Raw genomic sequence first — 18,198 nt, forward strand, 5'->3', positions numbered from 1 at the left:
AATGGTATCTATGTGCAATTGTTAATAGTTAAAGGAATAATTATGGCTGCTTCAACTTCTGTTATCAGAAAAATAGTCTTTACTGATAAAATTACTCAAAGTATCAATAACCAATCTGTTCACCTTGATGAAATAGACACTGTAGTTCAGGAAGAATTAAGTAATGCTGCAACCAGTTCTAAAATAGCTCCATTAGAAATGGATCTGTTAACTGACCTAGGGCATTTAATCAGCTTCACAAGGCATAAACAATTTACAAAACCCATCCGGGCACTGCAAATATTTATTGATCAAAATACCAGCACTGCGACTAGTAAAGCTTTAATCAAAGCCATATGGATGACCCAGGAGAAAGACGATAAATCGTACGAACTCATTTGTCATCTGGCACAGGAAAATAAACTGGAATATTATACCAATATCAGCACGGTAGCTCCTCTTCGCCTTTACCGAAGTTCAGATTATAACGATGAATATGATGAATATAATGAGTGGTATTTTATTTTTGAACTGTTCAGTTTAACCCGTGTCGCCCCACCGGAATTGATTCCAATAATTGCAGATTGGATCATCGAGAGAACACCCTCCATCATGGACATTAGCGCTTTAATTAACTTCCTCAATGCCATGAGCAAAACCATAGTAGTGCGACAGGAAGTGTTCAAAGAGATCATGCCCTATTTTCATAACAAAACACTTATAGAAACACTTCTATCATTATTTACCATGCTTCATGAAAAAGATTTATTACTAGAGCATGTATTGACGGTTGTTATACCTCGACTAGATCAGATGAATACAATCAGGACTTTTTTAACTATTTTTCAATCAGAACTACAGCAAAAAAACGCACATGAGAAAACATTGGAATTTTTACCCGTTTATTGTCAACTCACCCAACCCTCTCTAGAACATTACGATGATAAAGTATCAACAAATACCCCCTTACACCTGAGTATTATTGAGCATAATATGCCAAATCTAATAACAGCGTTAAGCTTTGCTAATCCTAGATTACTCATTCAAACTTCTTACGAAAATACCGCATTGTTATTGGCTTGCAAATTAGGTGATAAAAAAGCGGCCAAATTAATTTTGGCAAAAATGCAAGAACTGCGATGTGATGTCAATCAAAAAGACAGTCATGGAATGACCGCACTCCATTGGGCAGCCTTTTATCATTTCGATGATTTAATTGATAAGCTACGAGTTGCAGGGGCAAATGATCAATTAAAAAATACTGATGGGAGAGACTGTTCTTATTTTTATCATCACCATTTTAGTCTGAGAGATTTTAAAAGAAATGGTAGAGAAATTATTGAGGGTGAAATTAAATTAGAAACCCCTGGCTTGACTGATATCTGTTTTCATATGGACAAAATAGCGCTCAATTTAAAATTAACAACACCTGAGGAACTGATGAGTTTATATCGAAACGATGAATTAGCTCAAATTCGATCAGCCAATAGATTTCAATTGTTTTTTTTAGCATTTCGCACCAAGTTAGTAGATTGGATTGAAAAACAGCATGGTTCGGACGATCAAGCTACGTTCTCGATAACCAGGACCCAATTAAAATACTGAGTGGTATTGTCTTTAATTACGGATGAATAGTTTATGAGGTAGATAAAGGATTATCTACCCTAATTTAGAAGGAACCGATTTTTTTTCTTCCCATTGGGTATTTCTGGTAAAACGCAACAGGATGTGATTGGAACGCTCGACGGCTTCATGTAAGGCATCATTGGCACTGATTAGCCCTGCAAACATGGCTTCTAAAACTTCATCATTAATACCACGTATCTGATTTTGTGGGCCTGTATGTTTTAATGCTCCAGCATGAAGATTATCTTCCAAATCAGTACGAGCAATTAATAGAGCAGGATGATGACTTGATTCGACTATTCCAGTGTAACGCCCTTTTAAACCTAAAGGCAGATATCCGGTATGTTCATGCCAACGTTTCTGAATTTCCGGTTTTGCGATGAATTTAAAAAACAGAGCTATCCCCTTATAATTCTCTTCATGTTGCCCAGCCACAGCCCATAACGCAGCGCCTCCAGCTACATTGGCATGTCTTACTTTGCTGGCCTGTGTATCAAGAGGCATGGCTGCAACACCCAATTGAAAGGGTACTAAAGCGGACAAACTGTTATAAGCACCAGAAGATTGACTAAACAAGGGACAAACACTGCTGGTAAACAGAATGGTCGCATCATCCACTCGCCCCCCATAACGGAAATAGCGCAGATTATGCCAACGCTTTAATCGTTCAAAATGCCGAGCCAGCTGAGGTGTTTCAAATACTGCCCGGACTGGATTGGTATCGGTAATAGGCAATCCATGAATTGCCAAATAAGACTCAAACAAGATCCATCCGGGATAGGCTGTGGTATAAGTGCAATCATAACCAGCCTTTTTAATGTGCTCGGCCAGTACTTCCATCTCATCCCAGGTTCGCGGAAAATTTGCCTTGCTGTAACCAACTTTTGCCAACACATCCAGATTGTAATACAAGACAGGAGCGGATAGATTAAAAGGCATAGCCATCAATTGCCCGTCTCTGCTATAAAACTCGCGTACCGATTGAATAAAATCCCCTTTTGGCAGGCTCATTCCCTGCTCCTGCATCAAAGCGTCTACAGGTTTGATGACTCCTTTCGGAGAGAGCATGATCGCAGTACCCACTTCAAATATCTGGACTATAGAAGGCGCCTGATGCGCTCGAAATGCTGCAGCAAAACTGGTCAGCGTTTCAATATAATCCCCTTTATAGACAGGTTTGATACTGTATTCATTTTGACTTTTATTAAAATCGTCAGTGAGCAATCGTACTTCATCACCCAAATGTCCTGCCATACCATGCCATAGCACCAGTTCTATGGGTTTAGCCTGGGCTAACACAGTATTCAGTAGTGTCAAAAGGAATAAGATTAGACCTTTCATGTTAATAAATCTGGATAATCACTAAAGACAGCATCTACACCCCAATTAAATAATTTATTTGCCTGACGTTTTCGATTCACTGTATAGGCGCAAACGGTATAACCTTCATCTTTTACTGCTTTGACTCGATCCGCGGTTAATATTTTTCGATTAAAATGAACCGAAAAGCAATCCAGTTGTTTTGCTTTCTGCAACCATTGCTCATCCCATTCATGAAGCAATAATCCCAATGGCATCTCCGGAGCAATCGTTCTACATAAAAGTAACGCTTCCCAATCAAAACTCGAAACCAGAGGTAAATCCTTACCCTGAGGCCAATGACGGTGAATGTGACTCAACACGGCAACTGCCGTTTGCTCTGCGGTACCCGGATAGGGTTTAATCTCTATATTGGCTTGAACATCAGAAAAAGACAACCATTTTAAAGCATCTCTGAAATGAGGAATTTTCTCGCCTTTGAACTGCCTGGAGTACCAGGAACCCGCGTCCAGACTTTGCAAATAGGTCGACTCGACCTGACCGACTTCACCGCGTCCATTGGTTGTTCTTTTTAAATTATCATCATGAATAATATAAGGTTCACCATCCGCGCTGCACATCACATCAAACTCAATGAATCGACAACCCAAAGACAGTGCCTTATCAAAAGACGCAAGCGTATTCTCTGGAGCATACCCTGATGCCCCTCGATGACCAATAACCTTATCTACAACCAACAACTTAATTCCCCTGTTTACGGTTTGAAGCTGCTTCAACATAGGCAGTCAATACCAACTCATTACTTACCGTTAATGGGGCAGGAGCTGCGGCTGCCATAACAACAGTATTCATTTCTTTTGCCTGATAGGGTCTTGGTTGAGGCGGTATATTATCGCCCTCAAAAAACACCAGGTTACTCAAACTGTAATTTTGAGTTGGATAGGCTTTGTTCATTCGCGACAGTTCTTCAGTGACCTGCTGATATAATTTTTCACGCACTTTAGCTCGAACGGCTTGTGTTTCTTCCAGGCTGGGTTTGAACTCCACACCGCTAATTTCATATTTAGCCCCAGGCATGCTGACCGACTTGGCGTTTTGATAAATATCAGTTAACGCAGATTGATCTACTCGCGCCTGTGCCTGCACAAATAGTTTTTCCAATCCGGAACTGTCCTGAGAGCGATCAAATTCTATTAAATGCCAATCACCTTTAGCGATTTTATTCAAACTGTCCATAATGTCAGCGCGCGCCTTAACCAAATCAGCGCTACTCAATGTCACATTGATGCTAACATTTAACAAGGCGGTTTGAGTGGTAACCCATTGTTTCGCAGATATTTGGAACAAAACTTTATCAAGAACCAATTGAGGAACATCATCACCTGCTAATGCAAAAGGGGTAAAAGCCATTAACGCAAGGATCCCGGTAAGCTGTTTCATGATTCTCTCCATTCAAAATTTATGTTTAAAATAGTGTATACCAGCAACCCCCAAGACACCATATCATTCCCAACGTCCAATAACTTATTACAGAGAATTCGTCTCTTGTTATCCGTCATCCTCACGAACGCGACAATTCATCTTGTAAATTAACACCATACCACATTGTTGCATGGATCCTCTCTTTCGCGAGGATGACGTAGAAATAGAGAAAAGCATTCAGGGCTTTCCCGGAGAGTTCTTAACTTTTACAAATACCTGTTCAGCGGGAGTAGCCTGTATTAGACGAAGTCGTAATTCAGGATCAATCTCTTCAACAATTCCCTGCTTTACTGTAGTTGGGTACAATCATTTGTGTACAGATCGATTGATTAAACACAGAATGATTGATGATGGCTGGAATGGATCGCATTGGGGAAACCGTCCTGTATTACGACTTCGTCTAATACAGGCTACTTTGACGGTAAATTCATCTCTGATTAATGTGTGCGGCGCAGCATCAAATGGTGCGTCGCAACACAATATTGTGCAATGCAGCATAACCATGGAATTTTTCATTTTAAAATACATCAAAAATCAGAAGATCATCCAAACCAATTCACAAAATTTTAGAACAATTTTTTTCAAGGTGCGCCAAATACGATCGTTTATCCCACTTGTTGAAATCTTACCATTGATTTAATTATCGAATAGGTCTATAACTTGTCGCAAATTATTGCAAGAGGAGCCGAATAAATGATGTCTGTTGACAATATAACGAATAACAACCAAACAATAGCAGAAGATGATTTCCTCGAGTACGCATTGTCCCATGGTTTTGGGGACCTACACTTTAAAGTGGATCCTGAAACTGGAATGAAGGCTATGATAGCCATTCACAGCACGAAACTGGGCCCGGCTCTGGGTGGCTGTCGCTTTATTGAATACCCTAACACAGCAGCAGCACTGAAAGACGCCATGCGTCTGGCACGAGGTATGAGCTTTAAAGCAGCTTCAGTTAATCTTCCATTGGGTGGAGGAAAATCGGTAATAATGAAACCTAAAGGTTCATTTAACCGCACTGCATACATGCATCAATTTGGTAAATTTGTTAACGAACTGAATGGCAGATACATTACCGCCCTAGACAGCGGGACCGTTTTAAACGATATGGATGTAATTGCCGAGCATACAGACTATGTTGCCAGCTTGTCCAAACACAACGGAGATCCCTCGCCATCCACAGCTAAAGGCGTCTTACGCGGTATTCAGGCAGCGGTAGCATTTAAGCTAGGAAAAGACAACCTGAAAGGACTCCATATAGCAATTCAGGGTCTAGGCCATGTAGGTTATTTACTGGCCAGACATTTACATGAATTAGGAGCAACCCTTACTGTTGCTGATATTTCTCCGGCAGTGGTAGAACAAGCGGTTAATGAATTTGGCGCTAAACCCGTTAGTACGGATCTAATCCATAAAGTCCCCTGCGATGTATTTTCTCCATGTGCATTGGGGGCAATCATTAATGATATAACTATACCCCAGCTCCAGACCACGGTTATTGCTGGTGCGGCGAACAATCAGCTGGCACATAGTTTCCATGGCAAAAAACTGCATGAAAAAGGCATTTTATTTGCAGCGGATTATGTCATTAACGCCGGCGGTTTAATTTTTGCTGCGTCCAAATATTTGCATACTCCTGAAGATAAAGTAAATGATCAGATCGATGGCATCTATACTTCATTAACTGAAATCTTTACCCGTTCTGCTAAAGATAACTTACCTGCCAGCGAAATCGCAGATACTTTAGCACAAGAAAAACTGGCTTGATTGAGTAGTTATATGAAACATTTACCACTTACCCCTGAACTGTATGAATACATGCTGGATAAATCTTTGCGTGAACACCCTGTTTTAAGCGAATTGCGCAAAGAAACATCAACTATGGAACTTGCTAATATGCAGGTTGCACCAGAACAAGCACAATTTATGCAATTCCTGATCCGACTGATCCGTGCCAAAAAGGTTCTGGAATTAGGAACCTTTACAGGTTACAGCGCTCTGGCAATGTCACTTGCCTTACCCGATGACGGTCAGTTGATAACCTGCGACATCAGCGAAGAATGGACCAAAAGGGCTCATCCATTTTGGCGGGCAGCGCAACAGGATCAAAAAATCAAATTACGCCTTGGCCCAGCACTAGATACTTTATATTCCTTATTAAATGAAGGTTGGGAGCAGCAATTTGACTTTATATTCATTGACGCCGACAAAACGAATTATCTTAATTACTATGAATTAGCGTTAAAACTGATTCAACCCAAAGGATTAATCGCCATAGATAATATTTTCTGGGATGGCAACGTGATCAATCCAAATGATGTAAGCGGGCAAACAAGGGAAATAAAAAAATTGAATGAATTGATTAAAAATGATCACCGAGTTCATATCAGTTTATTAGCAATAGCTGATGGATTATTTCTGGTACAACCCGTTGAGTAGTACTCTTTCAGAGGCCAAACGTTCTTTTCCCCTGTGAAAGAGTACTCGCATAATGTGACATGTAGACAAGGAGAACCTGATAATGCATACAAATAACAACCCCTGCGGATTAGATGGCTTTGCCTTTTTGGAATTTTCAGGACCGGATAAAAGTAAGTTACATCAACAATTTATCGATATGGGTTTCCAACCCGTAGCAACGCATCAGGATCAGGACATCACTTTATTTAAACAAGGTGATATTCAGTTTATAGTGAACGCGGCAACCCAATGTCAGGCTGCGGCTCACGCCGTAACTCACGGCGCTGGAGCCTGTGCTATGGGATTCAAGGTTAAGGATGCCAAGGCTGCTTTTCAATATGCCATTTCTCATGGAGCTACCGCATTTGAAGACTCTGCTCATGCTCATCACGGTTTACCCGCTATCGAAGCTATTGGCGGTAGTGTGATTTATTTTGTAGATGACACGCATCAACCCTTTGCTCAACAGTGGAACATAAAAAATACTGCTCCAGTTGTTGGCAATGGTCTGGTTCACATTGATCATCTGACCCATAATGTGTTTCGCGGTAATATGGATAAATGGGCTGCATTTTATGAATCACTCTTTAATTTCCAGGAAATTCGCTTTTTTAATATTAAAGGAAAAATGACCGGTCTGGTCAGTAGAGCGCTAGGAAGTCCTTGTGGAAAAATCAAGATTCCGTTGAACGAATCCAAAGACGATTTGTCTCAAATCGAAGAATTCCTACATGAATATAAAGGGGAAGGTATTCAACACATTGCTTTGTCTACTAATGACATCTATAAAACAGTCCATAGTTTAAGAGAGCAAGGGGTTAAATTCCTTGATGTTCCAGACACCTACTATGAAATGCTCGACACCCGACTGCCCTGGCATAAAGAACCAGTGAACCAACTGAATGCGGAAAAAATCCTCATGGACGGTGAAGTGGATCCCAAACACGGATTGCTGTTGCAAATCTTTACTGAAAATATTTTTGGACCTGTATTTTTTGAAATTATTCAACGTAAAGGAAATCAGGGATTTGGTGAAGGTAATTTCCAGGCCTTATTTGAGGCGATCGAAAGAGATCAAGTCAGACGCGGCACCCTGAAAGAATACTGTTAAGAGGTCTAAATGAAACTTGCCAGTTTAAAATCATCTTCCTCCCGTGATGGTGAATTATGTGTGGTCAATCAATCATTGACCACAGCAATTAAAGTTGCTTCTATTGCTCCCAATTTACAATATGCCCTTGATCATTGGGCGCAGGTAGAGGCTGACCTGAACGCCATCTATCAGCGATTGAATGAACGGACTTTAGAAGGCTCCTTTGCTTTTGATCCTCGCAACTGTGCCTCCCCTCTTCCCAGAGCGTATCAATGGGCTGATGGAAGTGCCTATGTAAATCATGTCGAATTGGTTCGAAAAGCCAGAGGAGCAGAAATGCCTGCTGATTTTTGGACTAACCCATTAATGTATCAAGGCGGTTCTGATGCTTTTATTGGTCCCAGAGATCCTGTTCTTGTTGCCAGTGAATCCTATGGAATTGATTTTGAATCCGAAATTGCCATCATCACTGATGATGTCCCCATGGGAATCGATAACAAGAAGGCACAACAACATATTAAATTATTGATGCTGGTTAATGATGTATCCCTACGCAATCTGATACCCGGTGAATTAGCAAAAGGATTTGGCTTCTTCCAATCCAAACCGGCCAGCAGTTTTTCTCCTGTGGCCATTACTCCAGATGAATTAGGTTCCAGCTGGGATGGCCAACGTGTTCATTTACCCTTGTTAAGTCATTTGAATGGGACTTTATTTGGTCAACCAAATGCCGGAGTTGATATGACGTTCTCATTTCCTGAATTGATTCAACACGCAGCTAAAACAAGAACGTTAACTGCGGGTACCATTATAGGTTCCGGGACAGTATCCAATCTCGATCGCAGCAAAGGTTCATCCTGCATCGCTGAAAAAAGAATGCTGGAAATCATCGAATCAGGTGAAGCTAAAACACCGTTCATGCATTTTGGCGATTCAATACGAATAGAAATGCTGGACGCCCAGGGCAACAGCATTTTTGGTGCGATAGATCAAACGGTGAAAAGCTATCAATGGGATCCCTCATGATTTTGTATGACTACTTCCGTTCCACGGCCTGCTACAGGGTTCGTATTGCCCTGAATCTCAAAAATATTGCTTATGAAAAAGAGGAAGTTCGTTTAATACATGATGGCGGCGAACAAAATAAACCGGAGTTTAAGAAAATAAACCCGCAAGGCTTGGTGCCGAGTTTGGAGATTGATGGTCACATCATCCATCAATCAGTAGCTATTATCGAATATTTGGATGAAATCCATCCGGAAATTCCATTACTTCCTCAAGATCCGTTGATGAAAGCTGCTGTAAAATCGCTGGCTTTGATTGTCGCCTGCGACATGCACCCTCTTAATAATTTAAGAGTACTGAATCGCCTGAGAGAACAGTTTCAAGCAAATGAAGAGCAAGTAACAGAATGGTACCATCACTGGCTAAAAACCGGATTTGATGCCTTTGAGGAGCGATTAAAACACCTTGAGCGAAGTCAACCGGTTTGCTACGGCAATGAAGTCAGTCTTGCTGACCTGTGTTTAATACCTCAAGTTTATAATGCGCACCGATTCAATTTTGCTATGGAGAGCTATCCGTTAATCAACACAATAAATGATTATTGTTTGACCATTCCTGCTTTTCAAAATGCTTCGCCAAAATAAAATCCCAGAATTTGCGAAAAACCCCAAGTTCCATTTAAGATAGACATTGGGTGTTTTTCGTAAGTCTTGAGTTTCTCCAAGTACGAACTAAATCCTGTTACCTGGATAATTTACGACCGGTATATCCTTGTTCAACACTCTCAGATTCATTAAAATCTGAAGAAGAGAAGGAAAAAAACATCTGCGAGTTTGAAAGAATATTTTCATATTTATCGCTCATTTCTGCCCGGAGTTTATGCCCAAAACGATGATTATTATCTGAAGAAGAAGCCCCAATATTGTCATCGTAATTATTTTTTGTTCTTAAACCGGTTATAAGGTCTACAACCTCACCTTTTGCAAGAGGTTTTGCGTCAGCAAACTTATCTAATGTGATTAGTTCATGTACAGCATATTCTAAAGGCATCTTGGTGCAATAACTCTTATATCTTATTAATTTGCCGTCGGTTGCTGTATATAACGCTTTAATAACGTCCAACATTTCATCATCAGTTGGTCGATAATGGCCACTGTTGTTGGTAATTTTTTCAAGATATCCGTCAGAAAAAATTAAACTGCCGGCTGCAAGTACTTTTTTACCATTAGATAATGCGGAATGATGCAAGGTATCACTATACAGCAAACGGGGATCTTCTTCACAAGTCAAAACGAATTGATATTCCCCATCTTCAATTTGCTCACCTTCATCCGCAAAAAAAATATAGTCCTCTTCTGAGTACTGTAAAACATACTTCTGTTGCTGCTCAAGATTTAAATAAGAGTTATCAGGATGGTTAGAAGGTAATATCCTCATTACCTTTCGTTCTTCTTTAAACTCCTTTTTCATGGATATTCTGGATCTAATAGTTTCGTCAAAATACACAACATGTTCTGGATAAGTATTTTTAGTCATAATGAACATCATTTGATTGATTAGTAATTAAGGTCAATTATTATACTGGGCAAATATTAAGCAAACCTTAAGGAACATAAAACAAAACCTGATTCATTTAATGAAATAATAGATTTTTGGTTGACTAGATCAGCTATTCAAAATACTGAACCAAATTTAAAATTAACAAGCAGTCTGACCCAGCCAAAAAAATACAACATCGTGTTGCAAACTGTTGGCGGTCGATTGTTGTTCTATATAATCCTTGACTCTAGAAATGAGATCTGATGGGGTGTCTGCGTCTTCAAGCTGTAAAAAGAAGGCGATTAACCAGTTAAACTCCAGTGTATTCTGTTGAGGCAATTCAATAAAAGTCTGATGACATTCTTTGGTATAAGGAATCTGTTCTGCCACAAGGGCCCGTTCCACATCATCAGCAGAATATAATTGCTCCTGTTTGTTTCCTAAATACTCTTTGAATTGCGTTTGGATTTCAAAAATTCCCTTTTTACCTCTTAAAACAATTAACGCGGAGTCACTGTTTTGATATATCTGGCGAATTATCAACTCAAGATCAGGTGACCAATAAAGGCTTTGAGAGGCTAAAATCCAATCAAAATACTCGTTATGTCTTGAAAAATACTCTTCAGCAGTTCCCTTATACGTTTTAATCGAATATTTTTTAGAACATTCATGTGCTGAAAATTCTGCCAGTGCCCTTTGACTTGGGTCAACTCCTACAATGTTCAGTTTATTGGAAATACAATGCTGATAACGAGTGATAATAGTCCGGATTAATGAGCCATCATGACAGCCCAGATCTAAAATTTTTGCTTTATCTTCCAGCAGGTTTAAACGAGTGCCAATGGATTCAACAAGTATCTTTTTTTCAGTAGCTCGAGAAAAATAACTTTTAAAAAATTCAATTTTATCATACATGGAGTTCTCCTTGAGTGCGCTCCAGAGAAGGGGATAAATCATAAATCAATTGGTTGTTCCTGGGTTGTAACCAGTTTGTTCCTGGATACTGCACGTTTTGAGTTTCTATAATTTGCAAAGATAACGCGCCTCTGGAACAAGAGGAGCGATTAACCGGACTGCAATGGATGAAATTTCCATGAAACAATAAAGCATCACCTGCCTTGACTTCCAAAGGAACAAATAACTCTCTCTGCAAGTCAAAATCTGGAATTTCCGTCACGACATTCAGGCGCTCAAATTTACGGGTTTTCAATTGATGATCTACGCGAGATACAAAGTGGAGCGGCCATTTATTACTTCCAGGAATACCCCACATACACGCATTTTGAATTGTTGCATCTTCTAGTGCGATCCATAAAACAACTACTGATTGGGGTTCAGTATAAGCAAAAGTAGACTCTTGATGAGGGCGTACCCTACTTCCTATTTCATGAGCATGCTTAGGAATATAAACACTGAGATGACATATTGGTTTAATGAATCCAATTGTTTTTAATACAGTAGAGAGATAGGGATTATGATAAACAAGGTTTCGCAGAGTATAAAACGATTCCATTAAATGGAGGCCATGCCCCATCCGATTAACATGTCTGCGGTCACCATGCATTTCATAAAATACATGCGCTTTATTATGGGATTGTAGAAAATAATCCTCTGTCACGTAATCATGAGCTGAAACCGTAGAAATTCCGGCATTTTTGGAATAAAAAACAACCCGCCTGTTCCCCCATAGAGTTCTAATATCGTCCTCCGCTTTATTTTTAGCGTGATTAAGTTCTGTTAATAAAGCACCCAGACTTGAGGAGTCTAAAAAATTATTCAGATAAATAATTCCATGGTTTTCATAATCAATACGTAACTGATTTGAGTTATACAGAATTTCTTTATTAGTATTCCTATGCAGTTTAAGCTCAGGACTTATCATGTTCGCTTCCCTGACAAATAGTGTAAATTCCTAAAGACTCATCAAACGTTCTTGGGATGGTTGATGAAAGCGGATTAATTATAAATTCAGATACAGGGCCTGAGAACGCATCAATGACATGACCGCCAAATACAGTAAATGCTTCCTTACTGATACCGGCATGAATATGGATAAACGGTTTTCCTTCAGTTGTTGTAATGCTGCCTGTCAGCGAAACAATTTCATAGATACCAGCAAACTCTTTTATATCATGATGCTTTTTGTCATGATGAAAATAACCCAATTTAATATTGGCAATTGATCCCAGGGCATGAACCGAAGCTGATTTTAAACGAGTTTGCAGAGCGCAATAACTTAAAGCGGCAAATACATTATCTGTTTCATTCAAAACCAGTATAAAGGGTTGCCGGGTATCTCTTAACCTGTGGCAATTGTACAAATCGACCGTTGCTGTTGTTCGATGTTCAAGAATCATATGAAAGCCCCCATAAAAGTTATGCAGAGCCCTCATCGAAAATTATTCAAGATTCAGCCCAGGAGGGAGAGAATGACTGAATCAAAAATTTTCTTAAATTATTGATATCATAAACCAATTTAAATGTACAGGACTTACACCCCAAGCCTCAAAACCAAGTAGCCTGTATTAGCGAAGCGTAATACAGGATCGAAGTGACAACAAACTCCATTACTTCCCCGTATTACGCTGCGCTAATACGGGCTACAAAAAAAGCCAAACCACAATAAATAATCCTTAACTTAATGGCAGGAACCAGCAGATATACTCTAATCTACATCCCTGGTAGCCTGTATTAGCGAAGCGTAATACAGGATCGAAGTGGCAACACGCCCCATTATTTCCCCGTATTACGCTGCGCTAATATGGGCTTCAAAAAAAGCCAAACCACAATAAATAATCCTTAACTTAATGGCAGGAACCAGCAAATATACTCTTATCTACAACCCTGGTAGCCTGTATTAGCGAAGCGTAATACAGGATCGAAGTGACAACAAACTCCATTACTTCCCCGTATTACGCTGCGCTAATACGGGCTACAAAAAAAGCCAAACCACAATAATAATCCTTAACTTAATGGCAGGAGCTACCCTGGTAGCCTGTATTAGCGAAGCGTAATACAGGATCGAAGTGACAACAAACTCCATTACTTCCCCGTATTACGCTGCGCTAATACGGGCTACAAAAAAAGCCAAACCACAATAATAATCCTTAACTTAATGGCAGGAGCTAGCAAATATACTCTTATCTACAAGCCTGGTAGCCTGTATTAGCGAAGGGTCATATAGGATCAAAGTGGCAAGAAACAAATTAAAACCATGCTCTGATAAATTCAACTGTCACTACGCCTTGAGGTGTTTTCTCTAACATGCTCCACACAGTCTTACATCTTTGAAGGTAACCAATTAAAACATTTTGATTGCTGCAACGATAACGTATCGGCATGGCATCGTATACCTCGGAAGGCTCAATCGCCTGACAATGCTCGCCATTTGCCAGTTCTATAGCCCAAGGAAAAGCACGTGACATATCCAGAGTAGAATGGTTATCATTATTTAATGGGGCACTCACCTGAATTAGAACACTATCACCTTCCCATGGTGACTGTGGGCATAATGCTTCCATTGGTTTACTTCCTGCTTTTACAAAACAGGGATCATAAATTTTACCCTCAGCCTGACAACGCCATGCGTCTTCTCGCAGGATTAACCTGGACTGGGTAAAACATTCTCCAACCAATTTGCTTTTAATTACTGGTGCAACTTGCTCAATCACTTCACCAAACGGTCTATACAGTTTTAATACAGTATCGCCAGCAGTAGCTAAAAAAGAACAAAAACATAGCAATACCAGTAAAACTCTTTGCATCATAGTGTTCCCCCACTGATTTTATTTAGTGTATCATCGCATATTAAACTAGGCTGTTTACATTTCGCTAGCCGGAACAAAATGGCGAACGGTCCACAGACCCTAATATGCTTTTATCGATTTTGGAGTACATAATGACAGAAGTCTTTACTATAAAACAATGTCTGGATGGTGAAATCAGTGTTGATGAAACCGTTACGGTAAGAGGTTGGGTGAAAACTCGACGTGATTCAAAAGTTGGTTTGTCCTTTATCAATTTGCATGACGGCTCCTGTTTTTCTCCAATACAGATAGTAGCCACTGACAGCTTATCCAATTACCATGAAGAGGTCATAAAACTGAATGCTGGTTGTTCCATCATTGCTACCGGTAAATTAGTTGCCTCACAGGGTAAAGGTCAATTCTTTGAAATCCAGGCTGAACACATTGAAGTTGCAGGCTGGGTGGAAAATCCCGACAGCTATCCCATACAGGCCAAAAGACATACTCTGGAATTCTTAAGAGATGTGGCTCATTTACGTCCACGAACCAATACCATTAGCGCGGTAACCCGCATTCGCCATTGTCTGGCACAGGCCATTCATCGATTTTATGATCAACAAGGCTTTTTCTGGATTCACACCCCCATTATAACAGCCAGCGATTGTGAAGGCGCAGGCGAAATGTTCCGTGTTTCAACCTTGGATTTGTTGAATATCCCCAAAACGGATCAAGGACAAATAGATTTCACCAAAGATTTTTTTGGTAGAGAAACTTTTCTTACTGTTTCTGGTCAATTAAACCTTGAAGCCTATTGTATGGCCATGTCTAAAGTTTACACTTTCGGTCCTACCTTCCGTGCCGAAAACTCCAATACGAGTCGTCATTTAGCTGAGTTCTGGATGGTAGAACCAGAAATTGCATTTGCTACATTGAACGATATTTGTGAGTTGAGCCAAAAGATGTTGCGCTATTTATGCAAAACAGTTCTTGAGGAGCGTTCTGATGATATGGACTTTTTTAACCAGTTTGTCGCTCCAGGCTGTATTGAACGATTGGAACTGATAGCAGAATCTGATTTTGAAGTAATGACATACACTGATGCCATCAAAATTCTCGAAACAACTGATCACAAATTTGAGTTTCCAGTCAGTTGGGGGCTTGATTTGCAATCAGAACATGAACGCTATCTGGCAGAAGTACACTGTAAAAAGCCTGTAATTCTAACCAATTACCCACAAGAAATTAAAGGCTTCTATATGAGGCTGAATGATGACGAAAAAACTGTTGCGGCCATGGATGTATTAGCACCCGGCATAGGCGAAATTATAGGCGGAAGCCAGAGAGAAGAACGATTAGCCATTCTGGATAAACGTATGGATGAGTGTAACCTGAATAAAGAACATTACCAATGGTATCGAGATCTGCGTCGATACGGCACTGTACCTCACTCAGGATTTGGTCTGGGCTTTGAACGATTGATCAGTTATGTTACCGGCGTGGCCAATGTGCGTGATGTGATACCTTTTCCACGCACACCAGGTCATGCAGAGTACTAATTTAATTTTAGGGACGAGGTGATTCGCACTCAGCTTGAGTCGGATCACTATCTGACTTTGGAGACAGTTCCGATTTCTGAAGTTCCGTTATTACTGGAACTTCAAGCTTTTTGCTTTCGGTCCTGCGCAATATAGGAAAACCAAAGTCTCTAACATCAGACATCTTTCGTTCATTTTCAGTAAGAAACTTTAGTATATGGGTTTTCACAGGTTGTTCTGTAGATTTGCCCTCATCAGATCCATCCACCTTTTTAGTGATTAATGGTACAGATACCGATCTCTCTCTTCTATGAGAAAAAAACCCTACCGGGATTTTTTGGGATACAGGCGAAAAATCCTTTTTGATATCCTCTGATATACCAACGCTAGTTTGCTCAACAGTTCCATCAACTTTTGTTAACATCCTTATTACTCCTTGTTATAAAACTAATCCTGTACTGATAAAGTTCCTTCATGCAATATCATAATTCTATCCATACGCTTGGCTATTTCCTGATCATGCGTTACGATCACCAAAGCTGTTTTCATTTGCTTGTTCAGATCCAGCATTAAATCAAACACTTTAGTGGCTGTTGCCTGGTCCAAATTACCTGTAGGCTCATCTGCCAAAACACAGTGAGGCTGATGTACCAACGCTCTGGCAATCGCGACGCGTTGTCGTTCTCCGCCTGAAAGTTGAGCGGGTTTATGTTCCTTTCTGGGCTTTAGCCCAACATGCTCCAACATCTCGCTGGCTTTTTGCTCAGCCTGCTTGACCGGCATCCCCCCTATTAACAAGGGCATGGCTACATTTTCAAGCGCTGTAAATTCAGGTAACAAATGATGAAATTGGTATACAAATCCTAACCGCTGATTACGCAACTGGCAACGTTGTTTCTCACTAATTTTTTGCCAATTGACATCATTAATACAGATTGAACCGCTGGTTGGTTTATCCAATCCACCAAGCAAGTGCAATAAAGTACTCTTCCCGGAACCGGATGGGCCTATGATCGCTACACTATCGCCTTTCGCAACATTCAAATCTATCCCTTTCAATACTTCCACTTTTGAAGCACCGTCATTATAAGATTTGACTAATTGTTTACTACTTAAAATAGAATCACTCATAATGCAAAGCCTCCGCTATCACTGTTTTTGAAGCGCGCCAGGCAGGATAAATTGTAGCGGCAAAACTCATTAATAAAGCCATAACACAGACATGCCATAAATCACTGAATAAGATTTCTGAAGGTAAGTAATCAACAAAATAAATACTTGAAGACAATACTTTTACGTTAAACAGGTTCTGTAACCAATTGACTATGGCTGTAGCATTTTTCGCTAATATCAATCCACCAGCCAATCCAATTCCAGTACCAACGATTCCAACCATCATCCCCTGAACAATAAAGACCCAGAGTATGGTAGAAGGTGTTGCACCTATTGTTCTTAAAATAGCAATTTCAGCCTGTTTGTCATTGACTACCATAACTAACGAAGAAACCAAATTAAAAGCAGCGACAGCAATAATAAGCATTAAAATAAGAAACATCATGGTTTTTTCCATTTTTACTGCTTCGAAAAATGCACCAAATTGTTGTGTCCAATTTCCTACCTGATACTCTTCACCTAATAACCTGGATAATTGATCTGAAAGCTCAGGAGCCTGATATACGTTATCAATTTTCATTTTAAGGCCAGTAACATCGTCACCTAGCTGCAATAATTTTTGGGCATCAGCCAGATTGATAAAAGCCAGTTTAGTGTCGAAGTTAAATCCAGTTCCCGCAGAAAAAACTCCTGCCACAGTAAATCGTTTAAAACGAGGGATCATGCCTGCAGGGGTAACCGTTGCCTGAGGAATCATGATGGTCACTTTATCTCCCATCATCACACCCAAGGTATCAGCAAGACCTTTGCCTAATATAATGCCAAAATGCTTCAGATTATTCATATCTCCAGCCAGCAATTTATCATTAAGATGAGTTACTGCAATTTCCTTTTCTGGCAAAACACCCGTAAGCACTATCGGTAAAACCTGCCCATCATGAGTCAGCAAACCTTGACCTCCAACATAGGGAGCAATCGCTTTTATCTGAGGCATGGTCTTGATTTTTTTTTCAAGAGCGGGCCAATCCGTTAACTTTTCATCAGGTCCGGTTACCGTTATTTCTGGTGCCATACCAAAAAATCGATTATGAATTTCATGATCAAATCCATTCATGACCGATAAAACAGTCACCAATACCATTACCCCCATACCAATACCCAACATGGAGCTTAACGATATAAAAGAGACAAAATGATTTTTCTTTCGTGATCTGGTGTAGCGTAACCCTATAAAAAGAGCCAATGGTTTATACATATTTACTTTAAATTAGTTTAAAGTTCTATTGTAGATAAAAACTGA

At 40.0% G+C, this 18,198-nt stretch carries 19 protein-coding genes; 8 read left to right on the plus strand and 11 right to left on the minus strand.

What is annotated here, in order from left to right; translation table 11 throughout:
• Window positions 1–42 precede the first annotated feature (42 nt).
• On the plus strand, window positions 43–1,584 hold the full coding sequence (gene ankQ / locus IZU94_RS09505; protein WP_203110132.1) for a Dot/Icm T4SS effector AnkQ/LegA10: 1,542 nt from the start codon (window positions 43–45) through the stop codon (window positions 1,582–1,584).
• 54 nt (window positions 1,585–1,638) lie between these two features.
• On the opposite strand, the gene IZU94_RS09510 is transcribed toward ankQ, so the two are convergent.
• The 3 genes from IZU94_RS09510 to IZU94_RS09520 are packed head-to-tail and all read right to left on the minus strand — an operon-like array spanning window position 1,639 to window position 4,365.
• Window positions 1,639–2,946 carry an extracellular solute-binding protein gene (locus IZU94_RS09510; protein ID WP_203110133.1) on the minus strand — a complete coding sequence of 436 codons (1,308 nt, stop codon included), beginning with the start codon at window positions 2,944–2,946 and terminating at the stop codon, window positions 1,639–1,641.
• Window positions 2,943–3,704 (minus strand): glycerophosphodiester phosphodiesterase, encoded by a 762-nt coding sequence (gene ugpQ, locus IZU94_RS09515; RefSeq protein WP_439649226.1) that lies wholly within the window; start codon window positions 3,702–3,704, stop codon window positions 2,943–2,945. The genes IZU94_RS09510 and ugpQ overlap by 4 nt, the downstream gene beginning before the upstream one ends.
• The gene (locus IZU94_RS09520; protein WP_203110134.1) at window positions 3,667–4,365 is read right to left on the minus strand and encodes a hypothetical protein; all 699 of its coding nucleotides are present in this window, start codon (window positions 4,363–4,365) and stop codon (window positions 3,667–3,669) included. Before IZU94_RS09520 ends, ugpQ begins: the two co-directional genes overlap by 38 nt.
• A gap of 172 nt (window positions 4,366–4,537) precedes the next feature.
• On the opposite strand from IZU94_RS09520, the gene IZU94_RS09525 reads away from it, so the two are divergent.
• The 6 genes from IZU94_RS09525 (at window position 4,538) to maiA (ending at window position 9,609) form a co-directional block, all read left to right on the plus strand.
• Window positions 4,538–5,047 carry a hypothetical protein gene (locus tag IZU94_RS09525; RefSeq protein WP_203110135.1) on the plus strand — a complete coding sequence of 170 codons (510 nt, stop codon included), beginning with the start codon at window positions 4,538–4,540 and terminating at the stop codon, window positions 5,045–5,047.
• 53 nt (window positions 5,048–5,100) lie between these two features.
• On the plus strand, window positions 5,101–6,174 hold the full coding sequence (locus tag IZU94_RS09530; protein ID WP_203110136.1) for a Glu/Leu/Phe/Val dehydrogenase family protein: 1,074 nt from the start codon (window positions 5,101–5,103) through the stop codon (window positions 6,172–6,174).
• 12 nt (window positions 6,175–6,186) lie between these two features.
• Complete coding sequence (locus tag IZU94_RS09535) at window positions 6,187–6,846, plus strand: class I SAM-dependent methyltransferase (RefSeq protein WP_203110137.1); 660 nt, start codon at window positions 6,187–6,189, stop codon at window positions 6,844–6,846.
• A gap of 82 nt (window positions 6,847–6,928) precedes the next feature.
• Window positions 6,929–7,978, plus strand: a complete 1,050-nt coding sequence (hppD, locus tag IZU94_RS09540) for a 4-hydroxyphenylpyruvate dioxygenase (RefSeq protein ID WP_203110138.1) — start codon at window positions 6,929–6,931, stop codon at window positions 7,976–7,978.
• A gap of 9 nt (window positions 7,979–7,987) precedes the next feature.
• Window positions 7,988–8,986, plus strand: coding sequence for a fumarylacetoacetate hydrolase family protein (locus IZU94_RS09545; protein ID WP_203110139.1), 999 nt, complete (start codon window positions 7,988–7,990; stop codon window positions 8,984–8,986).
• A complete protein-coding gene (gene maiA / locus IZU94_RS09550; protein WP_203110141.1) occupies window positions 8,983–9,609 on the plus strand; it encodes a maleylacetoacetate isomerase in 627 nt (208 codons plus the stop codon). The genes IZU94_RS09545 and maiA overlap by 4 nt, the downstream gene beginning before the upstream one ends.
• Window positions 9,610–9,706: 97 nt before the next feature.
• On the opposite strand, the gene IZU94_RS09555 is transcribed toward maiA, so the two are convergent.
• The 5 genes from IZU94_RS09555 to IZU94_RS09575 form a co-directional block, all read right to left on the minus strand.
• Window positions 9,707–10,501: an IQM protein middle domain-containing protein gene (locus IZU94_RS09555; protein ID WP_203110143.1), complete on the minus strand. Its 795-nt coding sequence runs from the start codon at window positions 10,499–10,501 to the stop codon at window positions 9,707–9,709.
• 162 nt (window positions 10,502–10,663) lie between these two features.
• Complete coding sequence (locus IZU94_RS09560; RefSeq protein WP_203110144.1) at window positions 10,664–11,419, minus strand: class I SAM-dependent methyltransferase; 756 nt, start codon at window positions 11,417–11,419, stop codon at window positions 10,664–10,666.
• A complete protein-coding gene (locus IZU94_RS09565; protein WP_203110145.1) occupies window positions 11,412–12,386 on the minus strand; it encodes a phytanoyl-CoA dioxygenase family protein in 975 nt (324 codons plus the stop codon). Before IZU94_RS09565 ends, IZU94_RS09560 begins: the two co-directional genes overlap by 8 nt.
• Window positions 12,373–12,861 (minus strand): PPC domain-containing DNA-binding protein, encoded by a 489-nt coding sequence (locus IZU94_RS09570; RefSeq protein ID WP_203110146.1) that lies wholly within the window; start codon window positions 12,859–12,861, stop codon window positions 12,373–12,375. Before IZU94_RS09570 ends, IZU94_RS09565 begins: the two co-directional genes overlap by 14 nt.
• Window positions 12,862–13,710: 849 nt before the next feature.
• A complete protein-coding gene (locus IZU94_RS09575; protein ID WP_203110147.1) occupies window positions 13,711–14,271 on the minus strand; it encodes a hypothetical protein in 561 nt (186 codons plus the stop codon).
• Between the two features lie 131 nt (window positions 14,272–14,402).
• Between IZU94_RS09575 and asnS the strand changes: the two genes are divergently transcribed.
• Window positions 14,403–15,806 (plus strand): asparagine--tRNA ligase, encoded by a 1,404-nt coding sequence (gene asnS / locus IZU94_RS09580; RefSeq protein WP_203110148.1) that lies wholly within the window; start codon window positions 14,403–14,405, stop codon window positions 15,804–15,806.
• Window positions 15,807–15,813: 7 nt separating this feature from the next.
• On the opposite strand, the gene IZU94_RS09585 is transcribed toward asnS, so the two are convergent.
• Genes IZU94_RS09585 through IZU94_RS09595 form a run of 3 tightly spaced genes read right to left on the minus strand, consistent with a single transcriptional unit; the run spans window position 15,814 to window position 18,153 of the window.
• Entirely contained in the window at window positions 15,814–16,209 is a 396-nt protein-coding gene (locus tag IZU94_RS09585) for a hypothetical protein (RefSeq protein WP_203110150.1), read from the minus strand.
• Between the two features lie 23 nt (window positions 16,210–16,232).
• Window positions 16,233–16,916, minus strand: a complete 684-nt coding sequence (lolD, locus tag IZU94_RS09590) for a lipoprotein-releasing ABC transporter ATP-binding protein LolD (RefSeq protein ID WP_203110152.1) — start codon at window positions 16,914–16,916, stop codon at window positions 16,233–16,235.
• Window positions 16,909–18,153 (minus strand): lipoprotein-releasing ABC transporter permease subunit, encoded by a 1,245-nt coding sequence (locus IZU94_RS09595; RefSeq protein ID WP_203110154.1) that lies wholly within the window; start codon window positions 18,151–18,153, stop codon window positions 16,909–16,911. Before IZU94_RS09595 ends, lolD begins: the two co-directional genes overlap by 8 nt.
• Window positions 18,154–18,198 lie beyond the last annotated feature (45 nt).

The organism is Legionella bononiensis (assembly GCF_016786215.1).
GTDB lineage: Bacteria > Pseudomonadota > Gammaproteobacteria > Legionellales > Legionellaceae > Legionella > Legionella bononiensis.